Genomic DNA, 17,369 nt, shown 5'->3' on the forward strand with positions numbered 1-17,369 from the left:
GCGCGCGCCTTGTGTGAACGCTGCCCGACCGATGCCTTCAACGCATCGCTCCCCGCCGGTCGCTGGTTGCCACACTTCTGGAGATCCGGGTGCGACAGCCAGCGACCAGGGCGATGTGTCGGCGTCCTGAGCGGGCGGATCCTAGTCAGTGAGAGGGAGCATCCCCTCGCCGACGGGCAGTTCTATGTCTCGGGGGGGCAGCGGCACGCGGGCACCGTGCTCAACTGGACGGACCAACCGGTGGGCGCGCATGGACTCAAGGACTTCCTTGCGTTGTGCGCGCGGCCGGCCCCAGCGTTCGAGCCACCATTCGGCGACCTTGGCGTCAGCGTCCGGGAGGTCTGGATCCAGAAGGTACTGCGGTTCTCGGTCGACTCCGAGTGAGTAGTCACGGAGGTTCTCGACCAACGGAACACCGTAGAGGATGCGTTCCCGCCCGTGCCGGAGGAGTTCGTTCGCCGGCCATCCGAGTGCCGCGAGCCCCAACCGCACCTTGCGCAGGCGAGGACTGACGCCTTCGCCGAAGAGACTGTTTACACGGACGAGCGAGTCGCTCAACGATTGCAGCCGGGTAAGCGCGTCGACGGTCACCTCGGAGAAGTGGGAGGTTCCGAACGAGCGGGAACGTCCGAGTTCGTGGAAGCCCATCCGGGTAGCGCTGTCGCCTCCCATGACCTCTGCTGGCCAGAACAGCCGGTTGTACTGACTTGACCCGGTTCCATAGAGGGACGTGGTTCCGACGAAGGAAAGACGGGCTTCGCGCATGATCGGACGGCCTGCCATTGCGGATGCGATCTCACTGGGTCGCGCGTACTTCTTGCGATAGGCCGCGATCACAGTGGGTGAGACGGCCAATGCCCCTACCAGCTTGCCGGCGGCCAGTGCGCTATACGGTGCCACTGCACCGCAGACCGTGAGGTCGGCGATGACCGTGCCAACTCGTTCTCCTCGTGCGCGACGGACCACGCGACGCATCTGCGTACGGGCCTTCGGGTCCGAGAAGGCCTTAGCGAGCCCTTCGGCGGTGGGCGGGGACAGGTAGGAGCCCAGCAAAGTCTCGATTTCCAGCGCATCTGCGAGGGCTGCCGAGCGTTTGCTGCGAAAAAGATCTGATATGGCGCGCTCCACCCACGCATTGCGTCCGATATTGCGGATCTCACGAATGCTGGTTGTCTGGTGATGCCTCTGACGGTGCCGCTCAGCATCATCCCGCAGCCGTGCAACGGCCTCGGGTGCGGGCGTCACCAGGTCAGTGGGTTGGAGGACTCCGTCACGCAGGAGGTCTTCGAGGTAGATCTCAGTTCGCTGAGCCTCAATCCGTTGAGCTAGCCACGAAGCGCCATCGTCCGTGGGCTCCGCGCGCAGGTGCTCAAGGAACTGGTCGGTTTCCCACCCCATCCATCGGTCTCGCTCGGCAATCTGGACGATCGGGCTGGAGATCGCCGCCAGGCCGATCACCGTATGAAATGCGGTGGCCGCGTCCCGGATCAAGATCGGCATTGACCGCCCGGGGACAGTGGCATAGGCATTGGACCACGTGTGCCGGAAGTAGCGCCAGATGTCGTGGAGCTTGAATCCGGTGCGTTCGCACGTAGAGGAATCGACGACCTGAACATAGGGCTTGACGGCGTCCGTGGCTGTAGCCGCACCCTGAAGGGCGTCTGCCAACTCCCGGCCGTCTCTCATCAGGTTGAAAACGGAGACCAGCCGGTCGCCGTGCTCGTGTGTGCGCTCCATCCCCTCGATGAATCGTCGAACGCTACTCCTGCTGAGCTGTTCGTCTCGACGGAGGAGTTCCTGGCGCCGGATCCGAGCCTTCTCCGTCGCGCGATCACCATGCGCTGACGGGGGAGCGAAGATCGCATTGGACCTGTCCACCTTGACCGTCCAGCCCTGGTCCACGAGATCGATGACGCAATGAGCAGCTGCTGCGAGCAGAGGCTGCTCATAGAGCTTGGTGATCTTGGCGGCTAGGATCCAGTGCTCATGGCCACCCACGTCCTTGCCGTCGGCCGCAGCGCTCTCAAGTAGGGCACACAGGCGGGCGAAGCCTCGGCGTTCCTGGTGAGAGGCCTCGGTTGGCAGGCTGAGGGGAAGGAGCGCGGCCTTTTCTTTCATGACTTCTGGAGCATCCGTCCGTAGGTCCTGCTCCAAAGTTGCAGGAGAGTATCGCAGCTCTGGCCATCTCGGCCCAGGAGCGTTGTGGTGCGGGCAAGCGACAAGAGGAAGAGCTCGAGGGCGACGCGCAGTTCTCCTGCCGCCTCGTCGCTCAAGGTCTGCAGCGGGTGGTAGAGCGCAGCAAAAGCAGGGTGATCAACGTTTAGCGTCACGTCGAGCGTGCGCCGCTTCAGGGCCGAGGTGAACATGGTCCCGACTGGGAGTTGCTGTGATCCGATCCGGTAGGACAATGCGCCTGAACCCCTCCCCGTCCTTCGGATCACAGGCAGGTCGAGATCAGCGGCCTCGGCGATCCGGCATGACGTCTCCGTCGCCGCCCGAAACTTGACCTCCTCGAAGGCCTGACGTGTGCGAGAGTTCAACAGCCGGGCAATCGACTCCAACTCCGGCCCGAGTGCTTCTTGGAGCACCTGGGAGGGCCGCACGCCCTGCTTGTTGATGGTGATGCCGAAGTGCTCATCGAGCACAGGGTCGAACTCGATCTCGCAGCGCCACCAGTCGTCGTAGTTCTCCTTTCGCTTCCCGCCCATGAGGTGCCAGCCGCTTGCGATCTCACGACCAGCGCGGAGAATCGAGACGCCAGCGCCCCCTACGATGCCGACACGTCGCTTGGTCACGTTGTCGAGATGGTGCCAGTGATGAACTGGGAGCATGGTGAACCGAACCGTGACGAAGGCCGTTTCGCCCGAAGATGATGCCAGTTCGTAGCGGAGCGGCTCGAAGGGCATACATGCGCTGCGGCCCTCGATATTGGCTGTGAGGAGCAGGGGGTCGACCGGGTCGACTTGCTTCCCGTTAATACTCAGGGTGACATCACCGTTGCTGAGAAACCTTCGATACATGCGGCCCAGGTCGCGGCGCAAGGCACGTTCGAGCCAAGCCAGACGCTTGTACTCGATGCGGTCACAGTTCCGCCAGACTACAAGGCAGCCCGACCCCATGGTGCCACCGCTCCATCGGCGAGCGCGAAGGTTGACCGGAGAACCTCCGACGATCGCATCAACATCCAAGCAAACCTGGTGAGCAGCCTTGCTGCCTTGCCACGAAGCCACCTCGACTCGCCTGGCCTGGCTAAGAGACGCGGCAGGCAGGCCCATGCCGAATCGGCCGAACGACTTCCGCTCGTCGAAGCGGGATGAGCCGCCGAACCGTAGGCACGCCTCGAGCTCCGGGCGAGACATGCCCACCCCGTTGTCCTCGACTCGGACCTCCGGGAATCCGCCGACCGCGGGCCGCACGATTGTGATGGAAATCACCGAAGCCGCCGCTTGTAGTGAGTTGTCGATGACTTCAGCGAGGGCGGTTGAGAGGCTGACGTACCCGGACTCGCGGACTGCGCGGATGAAGTTGCAGGAGACCAGAAGGTCGTCCTTGCGGTGGTTCTGCTGGACCATGGCTCTCCCGATGACGTGCTCGATCCCTACGTCGAGAGTAGCTGCATCGATGCCGCCTTGGAAGCTCAACGTTTGGCTGCTGCGCAGGTCATTCGGGCTGGGCTGAGATCATGGCCGTGATCCGCTTCGTCTTCGCGGGCTCGGTGAGATCCAGGCCCGATCCGTCGTCCATGAGGAGGCGTACGGTGGGGCGGGCGGCCCCGGCCACCAGCCGAAATGGTTCTGCGGCCTCGCGCAGGACAACCCGACCGGTCCGCTGAAGATCGAACGTGATGACGTGGCTGGCCGTGTGGATGTTGATGGTTCGCTCGACGATCCCAACCGCCCTTACAACTTCACCCACAAGTGATTCTGGCGACGGTGAAACGGACTTCAGCGAGTTGATGCCGAGCACCTGCAACGCTGAGATTGTCCGCCCCTTGAGGTGCGCCAAGAGGGGGTTGATCTCCGCTGCGGACTGGATGATAGCCATGGGAACATCATGGCCGAAGCAGGGAGAGGTGGGCGAACCTCCTGTGGCAAACTGTGAATATTCGGGCTTATCGCCTGCGTTCGTAGGGCCCGGCCGGTGATGCGTCTTCTACGGTTCTCACGGCCACGACTCGGTGTCCGTAATGTGCTCAGCGGCGTTCGTGCGGAGGTCCGGGGCCTGGGCTGAGCCGTGCGACTGGTCGGCGTCCGTCCGCCAGGCGGCACGCGTCGTAGGGGGGAACCCCGTGGGAATCCTGGACTGCCCCGCAGTGGTGAATGGGAAACACCGCCGTCACACGTACTGGGCCCGGTGACGGGTCTGGGAAGCGACGGCGATAGGAGCGCTCCCGCCAGGGGATGTACGCAGATCTTCGTCGCGGTGGACGCCGGAAGCCGGTGGTCGCCCTGGTGCCCGTAGTGACGGGCAGCGGGGTTCGACCCTGAGTCACTGAGCAGCCGGAGATCTCGCAGGCGGTGGCGGGGCGGCGCATCAGGGCTCTTCGCTGTACACCATGGACACCGGTCTGCTGGCTGCTCTCGCGCCGGACATGGTGCTGACGCAGGATCTCTGCTAAGTCTGCGCCGTCTCCTATGAGGCGGTGGCCGACACGGTGCAAGTGCTGGCCGGCCCTCGCCCCCGGGATGACCCCGGCAGAAGAGCTCGCCCACCTCATTCGCCGCGAGGAAAATGCCTGACCATTGACAATCTGCTAGAGCTGTGCAGGGGTGAAGTTTCCCCGTGATCTCGGACACTCGTTCTTATGCGGCGATGGTGTGCCGCTGTCGGGTCTCGTGCGGGGTCAGGTAGCCCCAGTTGGGGTGTTTGCGTAGTCGGCGCCGGTTGTAGAAGGTCTCGATGAAGGAGAAGACCTCGGTGCGGGCGGTTGCCCTGTCGGGCCAGGTCCGGGTGCCGATCTCGGCTTTGAGAACCGCCCAGAAGCTCTCGGCTGCGGCGTTGTCGTAACACGAGCCGGTGCGTCCGGTGCTCGCCCTCATGCCCAACCTGGTTACCTCGCTGCGGAATTGAGCCGAGGTGTATTCGCTTCCGCGGTCGCTGTGCGCGATGCAGTCCGGTTCCAGGCGACCGCGTCCGTGGGCCTTGTGCAGGGCGTCGACGACCAGGTCGGCGCGGTGGTGGTCGGCCATCGACCAGCCGACGATCTCGCGGGTGGCCAGGTCCAGCCAGCAGGCGAGGTAGAGCCAGCCCTCCTCGGTCGGCAGGTAGGTGATGTCGCCGACCAGGCGGGTGCCGGGCCGGTCCGCGGTGAAGTCACGGCCGATCAGGTCCGGTGCGGGCCGCGCCTGCTTGTCCGGCCGGGTCAGCGACCGGCGGTGACGGCGGGTGACTCCGGCGATGCCTCGTTCGCGCATCAGCCGCTCGACACGCTTGCGGTTCACGCCATGGCCCAGCCGCCGCAGCTCGGCATGAACGCGCGGGACGCCGTAGGCGCCCCTGGAGGCCAGGTGGACCACCGTGATCTCGTGCACGAGTGCTTCGTCGGCCCGACGGCGCGCGCGCCGGGTGTCCTCGCCGTCGCTCCAGGCGTAGAAGGAGGAGCGAGGAACACCGAGTACGCGGCAGAGCAGGGTGACCGGGTAGGTGGCCTTCTCCGCCGCGATGAACCGGTAGACCTCGCTCACCGGTCGCTCTCCCGCGCGAAGAAGGCCGTGGCTTTTTTCAGGACCTCGATGGTCTTCTGCTGTTCGAGGTTCTGCCGGCGAAGGCGACGCAATTCCTCGTGCTCGGCGCTGGTCAGTTCGCCCGGGCCGCCCTCGCCGCGGTCGATCTTGTCCTGCTTGACCCAGCTCCGCAGCCCCTCGGGGCTCACTCCCAGGCCTCGGGCCACCTCGGTGACCGTTTTGCTGGAGGATCGGGCCAGCGCGACGGCATCACGCTTGAACTCCTCCGAGTACCGCTTGCCCTGCTTGTTGCTCACCTGGCTCTACTTCCTCTGGGACCACGTCCCAGTCTCCAGGTGTCCAGGTCAACGGGGAAGCTTCACCGCCGCCGTTGTCCCCGCCCTCACAGCACCCAAGCAGGTCGGCGCAAGCGATGTCGCTCGCTTGCAAGCGAAGCTCACCACGATCATCGATCAAGATCACAAGTACGGCGGCCTCATCAGTATTGAGACCCTCGCCTCCGCCCTGGCCGGAGAATCCTTGTCGCTTTTGCAACGAGGCGCTACCAGCCAGAGAGTCCGCAACAGCCTCTACGCCTCCGCGGCGAGCTTTACCTCCAGCGCCTTGTGGGCCGCGATCGACGGTCGCCGGTTCAACGAAGCTCAGCGCTATCTTGATCGCGCGTCCACTTTGGCAGCGATGTCCGGCGACCCGACAATCCAGTTCCGGATCTGGTCCCATGCAGGGAGTCTTTACCGCCACCTCGGACGCCCCATAGACGCTCTGGCCGCGAATGACGTGGCTCGCAACTTGTCGGTAGCCCGCCGAGACCCTTTATTTGCCTCGTTGGGTCACGCAAGACACGCCGCGATTCTCGGACTCACACGAGATGCGGTGGCCGTGGAACGCGCCATCGGCCAAGCACGAGCCGCCTACAGCCGGGCCGACCTGGACGATGAGCGGCCGGCCTGGATCAGGGCGTTCTTCGACCAGGCCGAGATTGAAAGCCTTGCCCTCACCGCTCATCTGGCGCTGGGCAACTACGAACGCGCCGAGGCCCACGCTCACCGCGGCATGGCGCAACTTCGCCCTCAGATGCTGCGAAGTCGGGCTATCGCCACCGCTCGCCTCGCTCACGCCCAACTCGGCCAGGGCGACCTTGAGCACGCGGTTTCCACGGCCATCAGTACGAAGAGTTCACATCCGCGAGTTACCCGAATGTTGGAAGAGTTCGGTAGCAAGCTGCGCGCTATGGCCCCCCACAGCGAAGCAGAGAAGATGTGGGATGAATACACCAACTCTGGAGGGGATTCCTTGTGACCTCAGTAGATATCGACCTCCGTCACTTCCGTGAGATCGAGCCTGTCTGGGACACCTTGATCCAGGTCTACGCAGAGGTACGAACCGATCGCCTTCACGATCCGCACTACTCGGTCGAACGATACGGAGAACGTCTGGCCCGGCACGCGTCCGAGCCGGGTTGGGAAGCCGTCGTCGGCTACGACGGGGAAGACGCCGTTGGATACGCGTACGCCAACACCATCAATCAGGGTGACCGCTACTGGAAGCGAGTCACCAGCCCAGTTCCGGACTCGCTCACGGAAATCCCCACGGTGGCCCTCAAGGAGATCATGGTTCGCGTGCCGTGGCGCAAGACGGGAGCCTCCCGCAGGATTCACGATGACCTCTTGGCTCAGCGCTCCGAGACCCAGGTGACCCTCATGGTCAATCCCTTGGCGGGCGAAGGAAAAGTCCACGCCCTCTACGAAGCGTGGGGCTATGCCGACATCGGAACAAGCCAGCCTTCGCCGGATTCACCGGTTCTGATGGCCATGGTGTCTACAATTACCAGATAGCAGTGGGCAGTTCTGGACTCGCACTCGTTCTTCGGCCGACCGAACAGCGACCAGGTTGACGACCCACCTGACCGTGGCCCGCCCCTACAGCAGCCACCTGCCAGGGTCTTTGAGAAGTGCTGAGGTGGGTGGTTCGCCTGCTGAGTACCGGATGTGACGGCTTGTCGGCTTCTGTCGATGCTGGCCCTGGATGCAGAACAGGCATGGCCGTTGGTGATCATGTGGGTGTCTAGTCCGTATGAGCACCGAGCGAGTCCATGCCTGCGTACCCATCTTCCCGCATGCCGTCATGCTTCCGGCAACTGGGGGACGCCTCTGGCCCAGCCCTGCCGGAGGCGGCCGCTGACCTGCGGAGTTATCTGGCCGCGGTGCCTGACCCGCGGGCCCGTCGCGGCATCCGCCATCCATGGACGGCTCTGCTCACCGCTTCGGCCGCCGCCGTTCTGGCCGGCGCCGCCTCGATCACGGCGATCGGTGAGTGGGTCGCGGACGCGCCGCAGCGCGTCCTGGCCCTGCTCGGGTTCCGCCCCGACCCGCTGACCGGCCTGATCCGCCCGCCCCATGCCACGACCATCCGCCTCGTGCTGGCCGCCGCGGACGGCGACGCCCTCGACCGCGCCATCGGTGACTTCCTCCAGGAACGCAAGTCCCCGGCCCCGGCCCCGGAACGGAAGGTCATCGCTGTCGACGGCAAGACACTCCGCGGTTCCCGCACCGCCGACCGGACGGCCACGGCCCTGATCGCCGCGATGACCCACAGCGGCGAGGTCCTCGCGCAACGACAGATCGACGGGAAGAGCAACGAGATCCCGGCCTTCGCCCCGCTCCTGGACGGCATCGACCTGACCGGTGCCGTCATCACGGCGGACGCCCTGCACACCCAGCACGACCACGCCACCTACCTGCACGAACGCGGGGCTCACTACCTGGCCGTCGTCAAGCGGAACCACCCCGGACTGCACGAGCGGGTCCGCGGCCTTCCCCGGCGCGACATCCGCCTGGACCACATCGAGCACACCCGGGCCCATCACCGCGACGAGATCCGCCGATTGAAGACCGCCGCGTTCGCCCACATCGACTACCCGCACGCACGCCAGGCCCTCCAAGTTGTCCGCTGGAGACGGGACCTGGGCACGGGCAAGCTGACGATCGAGCGGATCCACCTGGTCACGAGCCTGCCGCCCGGCGCGGCCGACGGCAGCGAACTCGCGGCCCGGATCCGCGGCCACTGGCGCATCGAGAACCAGCTGCACCACGTCCGCGACCGCACCTTCCACGAGGACGCCTCACACATCCGCACCCGCCAGCTACCCCGCGTCATGGCCGGCCTGCGCAACCTCGCCATCGGCGTCCACCGCCAGGACGGCCACACCAACATCGCAGCCGCCCTTCGCCACACCGCCCGAAACCACCTGCGCCCCCTCACCACCCTCGGCCTGGCATAACGAACCCGGGCACAAGATCACTTTTCAAAGACCCTGAGCCACCTGCCCCTCTCTTGCTCGATCGAGTGGCGGAGGCTGCCACGGCTGGCCCGGTCTGCTGCCCGCTGCAACATGGTTCCGGACCGGGCCCCGGTCAGCCACCCACTCGTTCCATCTCGACGAGGGACTGCAGCCACTGCTGCGGGGGCAAGCTCAGCGCGTGTGTTCTCCGCTGCCTCTGCGAACCACCTCAGCCGCCTCCCGTGGTCGCGCTCGCGCCGACCACCGTCTGTGCCAGCACGGTCATGGCCGACGCCCTGTGGCTCGCTGAGCCCGTCATCAGGGGCGCCGGCGCAACAACGCTCGCGGAACTCGAAGCACTCGGAACGGGCTGTCCTCACTGCGGTAGGCCGCGGCGACCAGCTCGACAACGCCGACACCTACGCCCGCCGTCACCCCGGACAGTGCGTCGTGATCCCCGACGACGAAGAACTGCGGAGCGGAGCGTCACATGCCAAGGGGCACATGTAGCTGGCCACCGGCCCCGGGGATCCTTCGCCACCGGCATGCAGTCCACCGCGCGGCCGACCTCATCACCCGGGAGACAGTGACGGCGGCCCGGCCACGGCAGGCACAGAACGCCCAGTAGGACTCAGTCGTCTGGTGCCGTACCTCGACAAGATCTGCTCCTCGGACTCCCCACGGTGATACAGGTGGAAGTGCAGGTGCCGGGATTCCTGAGAGCCCGACGTTCGCCGTGACGGGAAACCGCCCCGTGCTCCGCCTCCACCTACGCGGCAACCTGCCGGACCAATGCCACTACCTTGGCCAGCAGTCCCTCGCCCCCATCTCCGAGATCGACCAGGAGCGGGCGACAGAGACAGACCCGCACTTCAAGCACAGAGGCCGTGCTGCCTACCCTCACCTTCAACCTGGCCGGCACTCAACGGCTGACGTTCCAGCCCGAGCAGCCGCAGGAGGTCCCTCTCTGTCAGCCTTGGGTGAGACATCCTGCTTCGGTGGGTTAGCCTGAGAGGGCACGACAGGAGAATCGCCCCTTATGACCAGTACCGAACCCGTCGGGTCCGACCCGGCTCCGAGGCCGAAGCGCCGCACTTTCACCTCGGAGTACAAGCTGCGGATCGTTGCCGAGTACGACGCGGCGCCCAGGAACGAGAAGGGCGCGGTGCTGCGCAGGGAACGGCTCTACCACTCGCATGTCAAGGAGTGGCGGGCCGCCCGGGACGCCGGGGCCCTGGAGAGCCTGGTCGACCGCCGGACCGGTCCGGCCCGCGCGAGGAAGTCCGCCGCGGAGGTGGAGAACGAGAAGCTGCGGCAGCAGGTGGCACGGCTGAGCAAGGACCTGGCCCGGAACAAGGCCGCACTCGAGGTGATGGGAAAAGCTTCCGCGCTCTTGGAAATGATCTCCGAGAGCGCGGACTGAAACCTGCCGTCGGCCCTGTCGTGGACACCGCGTTCATTGGCGTCGAAGCCGAGCTGGGCATCACGGCCGCGTGCCGGCTGACCGGCCGCTCCAGAGCCACCCACTACCGCGGCCTCAAGCCCCTGACCGTCCGCGCACCCCGCGCCCACGTGCAGGCGCAGCCGTCGGCCCTGACGGCCGAAGAGCGCTCTGCGGTGCTGGAGTTGATGAACAGCGGCGAGTACGCCGAGCTGGCGCCCGCACAGATCTGGGCCCGGGAACTGGACGAGGGCCGCTACCACTGCTCGATCTCGACGATGTACCGGATCCTGCGCGAACACGGCCAGGCCGGAGAACGCCGCCGTCAGGCCACCCATCCGGCCAGGGCGGTGCCCGAACCGGTCGCCACCGCCCCCTCGCAGGTCTTCACCTGGGACATCACCAAGGTGGCAGGTCCGGACAAGGGCATCTGGTACCACGCCTACGTCGTCATCGACATCTTCAGCCGCTACATCGTCGGCCACACCGTCGAACGAGCCGAATCCGCCGCACGCGCCGAGGAGCTGATCCGCGACACCATCGCCCGCAACGGCATCGTCCCCGAGACCGTCCACGCCGACCGCGGCACCTCCATGACCTCCAAGAAGGTCTCCCAGCTCCTGATCGACCCCGGCGTCACCCGAAGCCATTCCCGGCCGCGCATCTCCAACGACAACCCCTACAGCGAGGCCCAGTTCAAGACCGCCAAGTACACGGCCGGCTACCCCAACCGGTTCGACTCCCTAGCCCACGCCCGTGAATGGTTCGACGCCTTCACCTCGTACTACAACCATCAGCACCGGCACTCGGGCATCGGCTGGCACACCCCCGCTTCCGTCCACTTCGGCACCGCCGACGAGGTCCGCGACCAAAGAGCCGTCACCCTCGCCACGGCCTACGGCCGCCACCCCGAACGCTTCGGCCGCCGCCCCAGACCACCCGAGATACCCCAGCAAGCGTGGATCAACGACCCCGCCAAACGCACGGACCCCACACCACAGATCCCATAGCGCCACAACCGTCTCACTGGACTTGAAATCTTCCGGGAGGATCTGTGAGCTATTGAAGGTCTCCCGAGCTGCCTACTGTGCCCGCCGCGTCGCGACCCCTGGTCCCCGCGCGGTCCGCGACGCGGAGCTGACCACGCAGATCACCGCCGTCCACACCAGGTCGCGGGGAACCTACGGTGCCCCGCGCGTCCATGCCGCTCTCCAGCATGAGGGCGCCGCGTGCGGGCGTCGCCGTGTCGCCCGACTGATGCGGGCCGTGGGGCTGGCAGGCGTGCACCGCCGCCGACGGCACCTGGCCACCGTTCCCGATCCCCGTCCCGACCTCATTGGTCGGGGCTTCCAGCCCGACCCCACCGGGCTGGACGCCCGCTGGTGCGGCGATATCACCTACATCCCGACCGACGAGGGCTGGCTCTACCTGGCCACCGTCATCGACATTGCCTCACGCCGCGTCGTCGGCTGGTCGATGGCCGACCACATGCGCACCGACCTGGTCGCCGAAGCCCTGACCGCCGCCTGCCGGCAGCGCCGCCCGAAGCGGCCGGTGATCTTCCAGTCCGACCGCGGCAGCGAGGGCGGATTCAACTGGTGGTCGCAACACCTCGTGTTCGTGGAGGTGTTGGATGGTGCGTCGTCAGCAGGCAGCGGACCGGGCGCTGCGTCCGAAGCTGAGGTCTCCGGGGCATCCGAAGTATCAGCGTCATGTCGAGGGGGCGTTTTGGACGGAGATCGCCAAGGGTCTTCTGCCTGAGGAGGCCGCCGCCGTCGTTGGCGTGGCGCCGGCGGTCGCAACGCGCTGGTACCGACAGTGTGGCGGCATGCGACCGTTCGATCCGAAGCCGCCCTCGGGCAGATACCTGTCGTTTTGCGAGCGGGAGGAGATCGCGTTGCTCAGGGCGCGGGGCAAGGGAGTACGCGAGATCGCCCGGGACGTCGGTCGTGATCCAGGCACGATCTCCCGTGAGCTGCGACGCAATGCCGCCACAAGAAGCGGGAAGCTCGACTACCGGGCGTCGGTGGCACAGTGGAAAGCAGATATGGCGGCCCGGCGTCCGAAGACAGCAAAACTGGTCGCCGATCCGCGGTTGCACGCCTATGTCCAGGAGAGGCTGTCCGGCCAGATCACCACCTCTGGCGGCATGCCGATCGCGGGACCGGTGACGGGCTCGTGGACGGGGCGGAACAAGCCACATCGCCAGGATCGTGCTTGGGTTCGGGCATGGAGCCCAGAGCAGATCGCGAACCGGATCAGGCTTGATTTCCCGGATGATAAATCCATGCGCATCAGTCACGAGGCGATCTACCAGGCCCTCTACATCCAGGGCCGCGGGGCGCTGAAACGCGAACTCATCCTATGCCTTCGGACCGGCCGCGCTCTGCGTGCGCCGCGGGCGCGGTCACGGCGGAAGACCTGGGCGCACGTCACACCAGAAGCGTTGATCAGCGAGAGACCCGCCGAGGCCGAGGACCGTGCTGTCTCCGGCCACTGGGAAGGGGATTTGATCATCGGGCTGGAGCGTTCCGCGATCGGCACCGTTGTCGAGCGGTCGACCCGGTTCACCATGCTGGTTCACCAGGGCGGTGTCGTTCAGTCGCTTGGTCCGGTTTGATCACGTGATGCCGAGGGTGGCGAGCGGGCGGGTGGCGTCGCGTGCGTGGTGGCGGAGACTGGCGGCGATGCCGGTGTGTCCGGCGAGGCGGAGGGCTCCGATGGCGAGGTTGCGGAGGCTGGCCATGGCTCGTGGGGCTGTGCCGGTGCGGACGCGGGAGGCGTCCTCGGCGTAGGTGGTGTCGCGTATGTGGTGGAGTTGGTTCTCGATGCCCCAGTGTCCGCGGACGTGGTGCGCGATTTCGTCGGCCTGTGCTTGCTCGGCGGCCAGGTCGGTGACCGCGTAGACGCGTTCGAGAGTGACCTTGCCAGTGGCGACGATGCGGCGGCGGCGCACGATCTGGACGGCCTGCGCGGCGTGCGGGAAGTCCAGGTCGGCGACGGTGGCGGTCTTGACCCGGCGGATCTCGTTGCGGCCGTGCGCGGTGGCGCGGGTCTTGTCCAGCAACGGCACGTCTCGCCAGGGCAGGTGCTTGAGGCGTTTGTGCAGCAACGGCTGGTTCCCCTTGATCACGGCGATGTAGTGGGCTTTCTTGTCCTCGACGAGGAAGCGGGCGTGCGCGGTCTGGGAGTGCAGGGCGTCGAAGGTGACCACGGTGTCGGTCAGGTCGAGCTCTGCGAGCAGGGGCCGGAAGACGGTGATTTCGTTGGTCTTGCCGTCCACCTCGCGCTGGGCGGTGACCAGGCCGGTGCCGGTCATCGCGGCAAGGAGGTGGACTTGGCTGCCGTCCGCGCGGCGGGCGCCCCGCACCGTCTTTCCGTCCACGGCCAGGGAACGCCGGGACTGCTTGAACAGGTCCTGGTCCCTCGGTGTGCGGCCGGGGTCCCGAGCGGCGAGCCAGGTGCCGATCGCGTTGTCGAGTGCGTTGCCGTCGATGCGTTGCAGGATTCGGCGCACGGTGGCCTCGGCCGGAGCGGTCGGGCCGCTGGGTTCCCGGTTCGGGCCGCCGAGGGCGGCAAGCACGGTGGCCGGGGCGTCTGCGGCCCACTCCGCGATCGCGGTCAGGGATCTCGCGCCGGCCAGCACCGCGCAGGCGGTCAGCGCGAGGACGAAGGCGAGGGGATGGCGGCGGCCCTTGGCCCGGCGCGGATCGGGTACCACGGCGAGACAGTCCAGCAGTTCCGGATGTTCCTCGGGCGCGGGAGGCCGGGCGGTAGTGAGCTGGCCCAGACTGGCAGGGATGGGCGATGATGAGCGGCCAGGCACGGTCTTCCGTTGCGGTGATCAGGGACTCGACACCTCATGATCACCCGGAGGCCGTGCCTGCCTCCGTTCCGGCCCGGTCTACGGATATGGCGGCCAGCCCAGCCACATGAATCGCCATCAAGCCGGTCAGACCGTCTGAACGACGCCGCCCTGCCGACAGCCCAGGTCGGCGAATCTCCACAGCCGCCTCCAGTACGAGATCCCGGACACGGTTCCCAGGCGCGGGCTCCCGGGGTCCGATTTAAGGACCAGGAACGTGATCCTGGTCGCGGGGACCGCACCCGCGTTGGAGCCGTGCGGGGTCGACGACTACAAGTTCGACGAATATCCCAGCCAATCAGGCAGCCAGGCCGTGACGCTCGCTTCTGCCGTCGGCCTGACTTTCCTTCGCCCGACGCTCCAGCCCGAGCAGCCGCAGGAGGTCCGCCGTCACGACCCGGTAGGCGTTCCCGAGCTTGAGCACCTTGACCGGGTACTCCCCTTGCTTGGCGAGCCCATACCCGGTGGAGCGTCCGATCCGCAGCGCACGGTTCGCGGTGTCGAGGTCGATGACCGCCGGCAGGTCGAGAAGTTCTTCACCCGTCAGTCCCCGCACCCCATGGGACGAGTTGAGTGCTTTCACGATGACCTCCTGGTGCTTGCTGGTGCCCTGTGCGCGGGGAAGGTGTATCACAGAGTTGCAGATGCACTTTTCTTGATCGTAGAGTGCGGTCATGACATCAGATCAATGGCCAGCAGTGTTCACCGCACGCGTGGTCCAGGCGATGCGCGAGGCACGGCAAGCCGCCGGCCTCACCATGAGCGGCCTGGCCCAGGGCTGCGCCGACCGCGGGCACCCCGAGATCACCGAGCAGACCGTCAAGAACCTGGAGACCGGACGCCGGGCCGGCATGACGATCGCCGACTTCGTCGTCCTGGCCGACGTCCTCGGCGTCCCGCCGGTCACCCTCCTCTTCCCCATCGGCACCAACGCCACCGTCGAAGTCCTGCCGGGCCGTGAGATCTCCACCTGGGAGGCCCTCGCCTGGTTCACCGGCGAAACCCCCACCGACCAGTCGGCACCCCAGGGCATTGCCCGCGACCTGCTCGACCTCTTCCGCAGCCACGGCGATCTCGTCGCCGCCGCCACCGCCTCCAACGCCCTGGCCAAGGAGCGTCGGCGCGAGGCCAGCACCACCCTGGACCGCGCCCGCAGAGCCGCCCTCCTGGAACGCGCAGCCGGTTACGAGGAGCACGCCTTCGAAGACTGCGCCGACCTGCGCGCCTTCCGCACCCGGATGCGCGAGCGCGACCTCGTACCCCCGCCCCTCCCCGCCGACCTCGCGTTCGTCGACCAGCCCGACATCCCGACCCACCCGGAGGACGGCCCCAAGTGAGCGGAACGACCACACGGCGGTGCTCATGCCGCGACCCCGAGACCGGGAAGAACTACGGCAAGGCATGCCCGAAGTTGTCCAGCAAGCGGCACGGCACCTACGCCGTGCGCCACGAACTGCCCGCCCGCCAGGACGGCACCCGGCGCGAATACCGCCGCTCGGGCTTCACCACCGCCACCAAGGCCACCGAAGAACTGGACAAGGTCCGGGCTCTGCTGGCCATACCCGACGAGGACGACCCCGCCGGGCAGTTGCTCATCAGCGACCTGCTGGAATCCTGTGCCCGCGGCAAGGAGCCGCTGCCCGACTACGACGAGACCCGGCGCCGGTTCGCCACCGGCCAGGCCCTCAACGCGAAGACCACCGTCGCCGAATGGCTCGACCTGTGGCTCGCGGGCCGCAAGCGGCTGCGGCCGACCGGACTCAAGCGCTACGAGCTGGACGTGCGCGTCCACCTCAAGCCGCACCTGGGCCACCTGCGGCTGGACAAGCTCCGGGTGCACCACCTGGACACGATGTTCGACGCCATCAACGAGGCCAACATCGAAATCGGCGAGCAGAACACGCAGCGGCGGGCCGCTATCACGCAGTTCCGGGCGACCTCACGCAAGGGTGCGGACGGCCGCGCTCAGCGTGCCGCACTCCAGGAGACGATCGACGCCATGCCACCCTTCCGCCGGGTCACCGGGGCGAGCACCCAGCAGCACATCAAGGCCACCCTGCGCGCCGCGCTGAACGTGGCCATCGCCCAGCAGGCCATGCCGAACTTCAACCCCGCCGAGCATGTCGAAGTGGAGCCCGGTGCCAAGCCGAAGGCGCTGGTGTGGACCGACGAGCGCCTTGCCCACTGGCAGGCCACCAGCGAGAAGCCCTCCCCGGTCATGGTGTGGACCCCGGAACAGACCGGGCGCTTCCTCGACTTCATCGCCGACGACCGCCTTTACGGCCTGTGGCACCTCATCGCCTTCCGGGGCCTTCGGCGCGGTGAAGCCTGCGGGCTGCGGTGGATGGACCTCAACTGGGCCGGCTCCTCGCTCGCCGTGGCCACCCAACTCGTCCAGGACGGCTGGGAGATCATCGAAGGCGCACCCAAGACGAACTCCGGAGTGCGCACCATCGCGCTCGACACCGAGTCCATCACCTACCTGCGCGACCACAAGAAGCGGCAGGCCGCCGAGCGTGCCCAGTGGGGGACCTCCTGGAAGCTGACCGGGCGCATCTACACCCAGGAGGACGGCTCCTGGCTCCACCCCGGCAAGGTCTCCGACCTCTTCGAGCGCCTGGTCGCCACCGCCGGACTGCCCCCGGTCCGCCTCCACGACCTGCGCCACGGCGCCGCGACCCTCATGCTCGCCGCCGGCATCGACATCAAGGTCGTCTCCGACACCCTCGGCCACTCCGACACCCGCATCACCCGCGACATCTACCAAGCCGTCCTCGACGACCTCGCCCGCGCCGCCGCCGAAGCCGTCATCAGGCTGGTGCCCCGCAACCGCACCAAGGGCGGTACGAGCCGCCCGATGGAGCCCGTCCGACGGATGCCGGGGATGACCCGGCCCCGGCAGAACGAGCAACAGGCTGACGACCACGGCGCATGAGCGCCACAGACGCCAAAGGCCCCGGCCAGCACCTCGCTGACCGGGGCCTCACGCATGGTTCGCCACCGTTTCCCGCACCACCACGCACACACGAAGAGGCCCTGGGAAATGGAGCGTTGTCGCCCTCCTGGAGGAGATGAAAGCACCCCCCGCACAGTTCGGGT

At 66.9% G+C, this 17,369-nt stretch carries 15 protein-coding genes and 1 pseudogene; 9 read left to right on the forward strand and 7 right to left on the reverse strand.

The annotated features are described in order from the left end of the window. Positions 1-141: 141 nt before the first annotated feature. The 5 genes from OHA30_RS14460 to OHA30_RS14480 form a co-directional block, all read right to left on the reverse strand. Positions 142-2,118, reverse strand: coding sequence for a Druantia anti-phage system protein DruA (locus tag OHA30_RS14460; RefSeq protein ID WP_328914249.1), 1,977 nt, complete (start codon positions 2,116-2,118; stop codon positions 142-144). Continuing rightward, on the reverse strand, positions 2,115-3,572 hold the full coding sequence (locus OHA30_RS14465) for an ATP-binding protein (protein WP_328914250.1): 1,458 nt from the start codon (positions 3,570-3,572) through the stop codon (positions 2,115-2,117). Before OHA30_RS14465 ends, OHA30_RS14460 begins: the two co-directional genes overlap by 4 nt. An 88-nt stretch (positions 3,573-3,660) precedes the next feature. Then, positions 3,661-4,044 carry a hypothetical protein gene (locus OHA30_RS14470; protein ID WP_328914251.1) on the reverse strand — a complete coding sequence of 128 codons (384 nt, stop codon included), beginning with the start codon at positions 4,042-4,044 and terminating at the stop codon, positions 3,661-3,663. Positions 4,045-4,802: 758 nt separating this feature from the next. Continuing rightward, the gene (locus OHA30_RS14475; protein ID WP_328914236.1) at positions 4,803-5,684 is read right to left on the reverse strand and encodes an IS3 family transposase; all 882 of its coding nucleotides are present in this window, start codon (positions 5,682-5,684) and stop codon (positions 4,803-4,805) included. Next, a complete protein-coding gene (locus tag OHA30_RS14480; protein ID WP_328914235.1) occupies positions 5,681-5,980 on the reverse strand; it encodes a transposase in 300 nt (99 codons plus the stop codon). Before OHA30_RS14480 ends, OHA30_RS14475 begins: the two co-directional genes overlap by 4 nt. 127 nt (positions 5,981-6,107) lie before the next feature. On the opposite strand from OHA30_RS14480, the gene OHA30_RS14485 reads away from it, so the two are divergent. The 7 genes and pseudogenes from OHA30_RS14485 to OHA30_RS14515 all read left to right on the forward strand — a co-directional run. Then, positions 6,108-6,983 (forward strand): hypothetical protein, encoded by an 876-nt coding sequence (locus OHA30_RS14485; RefSeq protein ID WP_328914252.1) that lies wholly within the window; start codon positions 6,108-6,110, stop codon positions 6,981-6,983. Beyond that, positions 6,980-7,519, forward strand: coding sequence for a GNAT family N-acetyltransferase (locus OHA30_RS14490; RefSeq protein WP_328914253.1), 540 nt, complete (start codon positions 6,980-6,982; stop codon positions 7,517-7,519). The genes OHA30_RS14485 and OHA30_RS14490 overlap by 4 nt, the downstream gene beginning before the upstream one ends. Before the next feature lie 281 nt (positions 7,520-7,800). Further along, entirely contained in the window at positions 7,801-8,964 is a 1,164-nt protein-coding gene (locus OHA30_RS14495; protein ID WP_443045063.1) for an ISAs1 family transposase, read from the forward strand. A gap of 1,039 nt (positions 8,965-10,003) precedes the next feature. Then, positions 10,004-10,387, forward strand: a complete 384-nt coding sequence (locus tag OHA30_RS14500) for a hypothetical protein (RefSeq protein ID WP_328914255.1) — start codon at positions 10,004-10,006, stop codon at positions 10,385-10,387. Between the two features lie 20 nt (positions 10,388-10,407). Continuing rightward, positions 10,408-11,415, forward strand: a complete 1,008-nt coding sequence (locus OHA30_RS14505; RefSeq protein ID WP_328914256.1) for an IS3 family transposase — start codon at positions 10,408-10,410, stop codon at positions 11,413-11,415. A 22-nt stretch (positions 11,416-11,437) separates the two neighbouring features. After that, positions 11,438-12,166, forward strand: coding sequence for an IS3 family transposase (locus OHA30_RS14510; protein WP_328914257.1), 729 nt, complete (start codon positions 11,438-11,440; stop codon positions 12,164-12,166). After that, positions 12,084-12,989: pseudogene (locus tag OHA30_RS14515) on the forward strand (IS30 family transposase); the annotation flags it as partial. The gene OHA30_RS14510 and the pseudogene OHA30_RS14515, both read left to right, overlap by 83 nt. A 36-nt stretch (positions 12,990-13,025) precedes the next feature. Here the strand turns inward: OHA30_RS14515 and OHA30_RS14520 are convergent. Both OHA30_RS14520 and OHA30_RS14525 read right to left on the reverse strand, forming a co-directional pair. Continuing rightward, positions 13,026-14,126, reverse strand: a complete 1,101-nt coding sequence (locus OHA30_RS14520; RefSeq protein ID WP_328913296.1) for an ISAs1 family transposase — start codon at positions 14,124-14,126, stop codon at positions 13,026-13,028. A gap of 442 nt (positions 14,127-14,568) precedes the next feature. Beyond that, positions 14,569-14,946, reverse strand: a complete 378-nt coding sequence (locus OHA30_RS14525; RefSeq protein WP_405785585.1) for a hypothetical protein — start codon at positions 14,944-14,946, stop codon at positions 14,569-14,571. On the opposite strand from OHA30_RS14525, the gene OHA30_RS14530 reads away from it, so the two are divergent. Beyond that, positions 14,945-15,607 (forward strand): helix-turn-helix domain-containing protein, encoded by a 663-nt coding sequence (locus OHA30_RS14530; RefSeq protein WP_328914258.1) that lies wholly within the window; start codon positions 14,945-14,947, stop codon positions 15,605-15,607. The genes OHA30_RS14525 and OHA30_RS14530 overlap by 2 nt on opposite strands. Continuing rightward, positions 15,604-17,205, forward strand: a complete 1,602-nt coding sequence (locus tag OHA30_RS14535) for a tyrosine-type recombinase/integrase (protein WP_328914259.1) — start codon at positions 15,604-15,606, stop codon at positions 17,203-17,205. The genes OHA30_RS14530 and OHA30_RS14535 overlap by 4 nt, the downstream gene beginning before the upstream one ends. Positions 17,206-17,369: the final 164 nt, after the last annotated feature.

The organism is Streptomyces sp. NBC_00223 (assembly GCF_036199905.1).
Classification (GTDB): domain Bacteria; phylum Actinomycetota; class Actinomycetes; order Streptomycetales; family Streptomycetaceae; genus Actinacidiphila.

Coding starts and splice junctions, on each gene's coding strand:
- OHA30_RS14525 (WP_405785585.1), bottom strand. CDS start 14,946: ATGACCGCACTCTACGATCAAGAAAAGTGCATCTGCAACTCTGTGATA.
- OHA30_RS14500 (WP_328914255.1), top strand. CDS start 10,004: ATGACCAGTACCGAACCCGTCGGGTCCGACCCGGCTCCGAGGCCGAAG.
- OHA30_RS14460 (WP_328914249.1), bottom strand. CDS start 2,118: ATGAAAGAAAAGGCCGCGCTCCTTCCCCTCAGCCTGCCAACCGAGGCC.
- OHA30_RS14495 (WP_443045063.1), top strand. CDS start 7,801: ATGCCGTCATGCTTCCGGCAACTGGGGGACGCCTCTGGCCCAGCCCTG.
- OHA30_RS14465 (WP_328914250.1), bottom strand. CDS start 3,572: ATGGTCCAGCAGAACCACCGCAAGGACGACCTTCTGGTCTCCTGCAAC.
- OHA30_RS14470 (WP_328914251.1), bottom strand. CDS start 4,044: ATGGCTATCATCCAGTCCGCAGCGGAGATCAACCCCCTCTTGGCGCAC.
- OHA30_RS14530 (WP_328914258.1), top strand. CDS start 14,945: ATGACATCAGATCAATGGCCAGCAGTGTTCACCGCACGCGTGGTCCAG.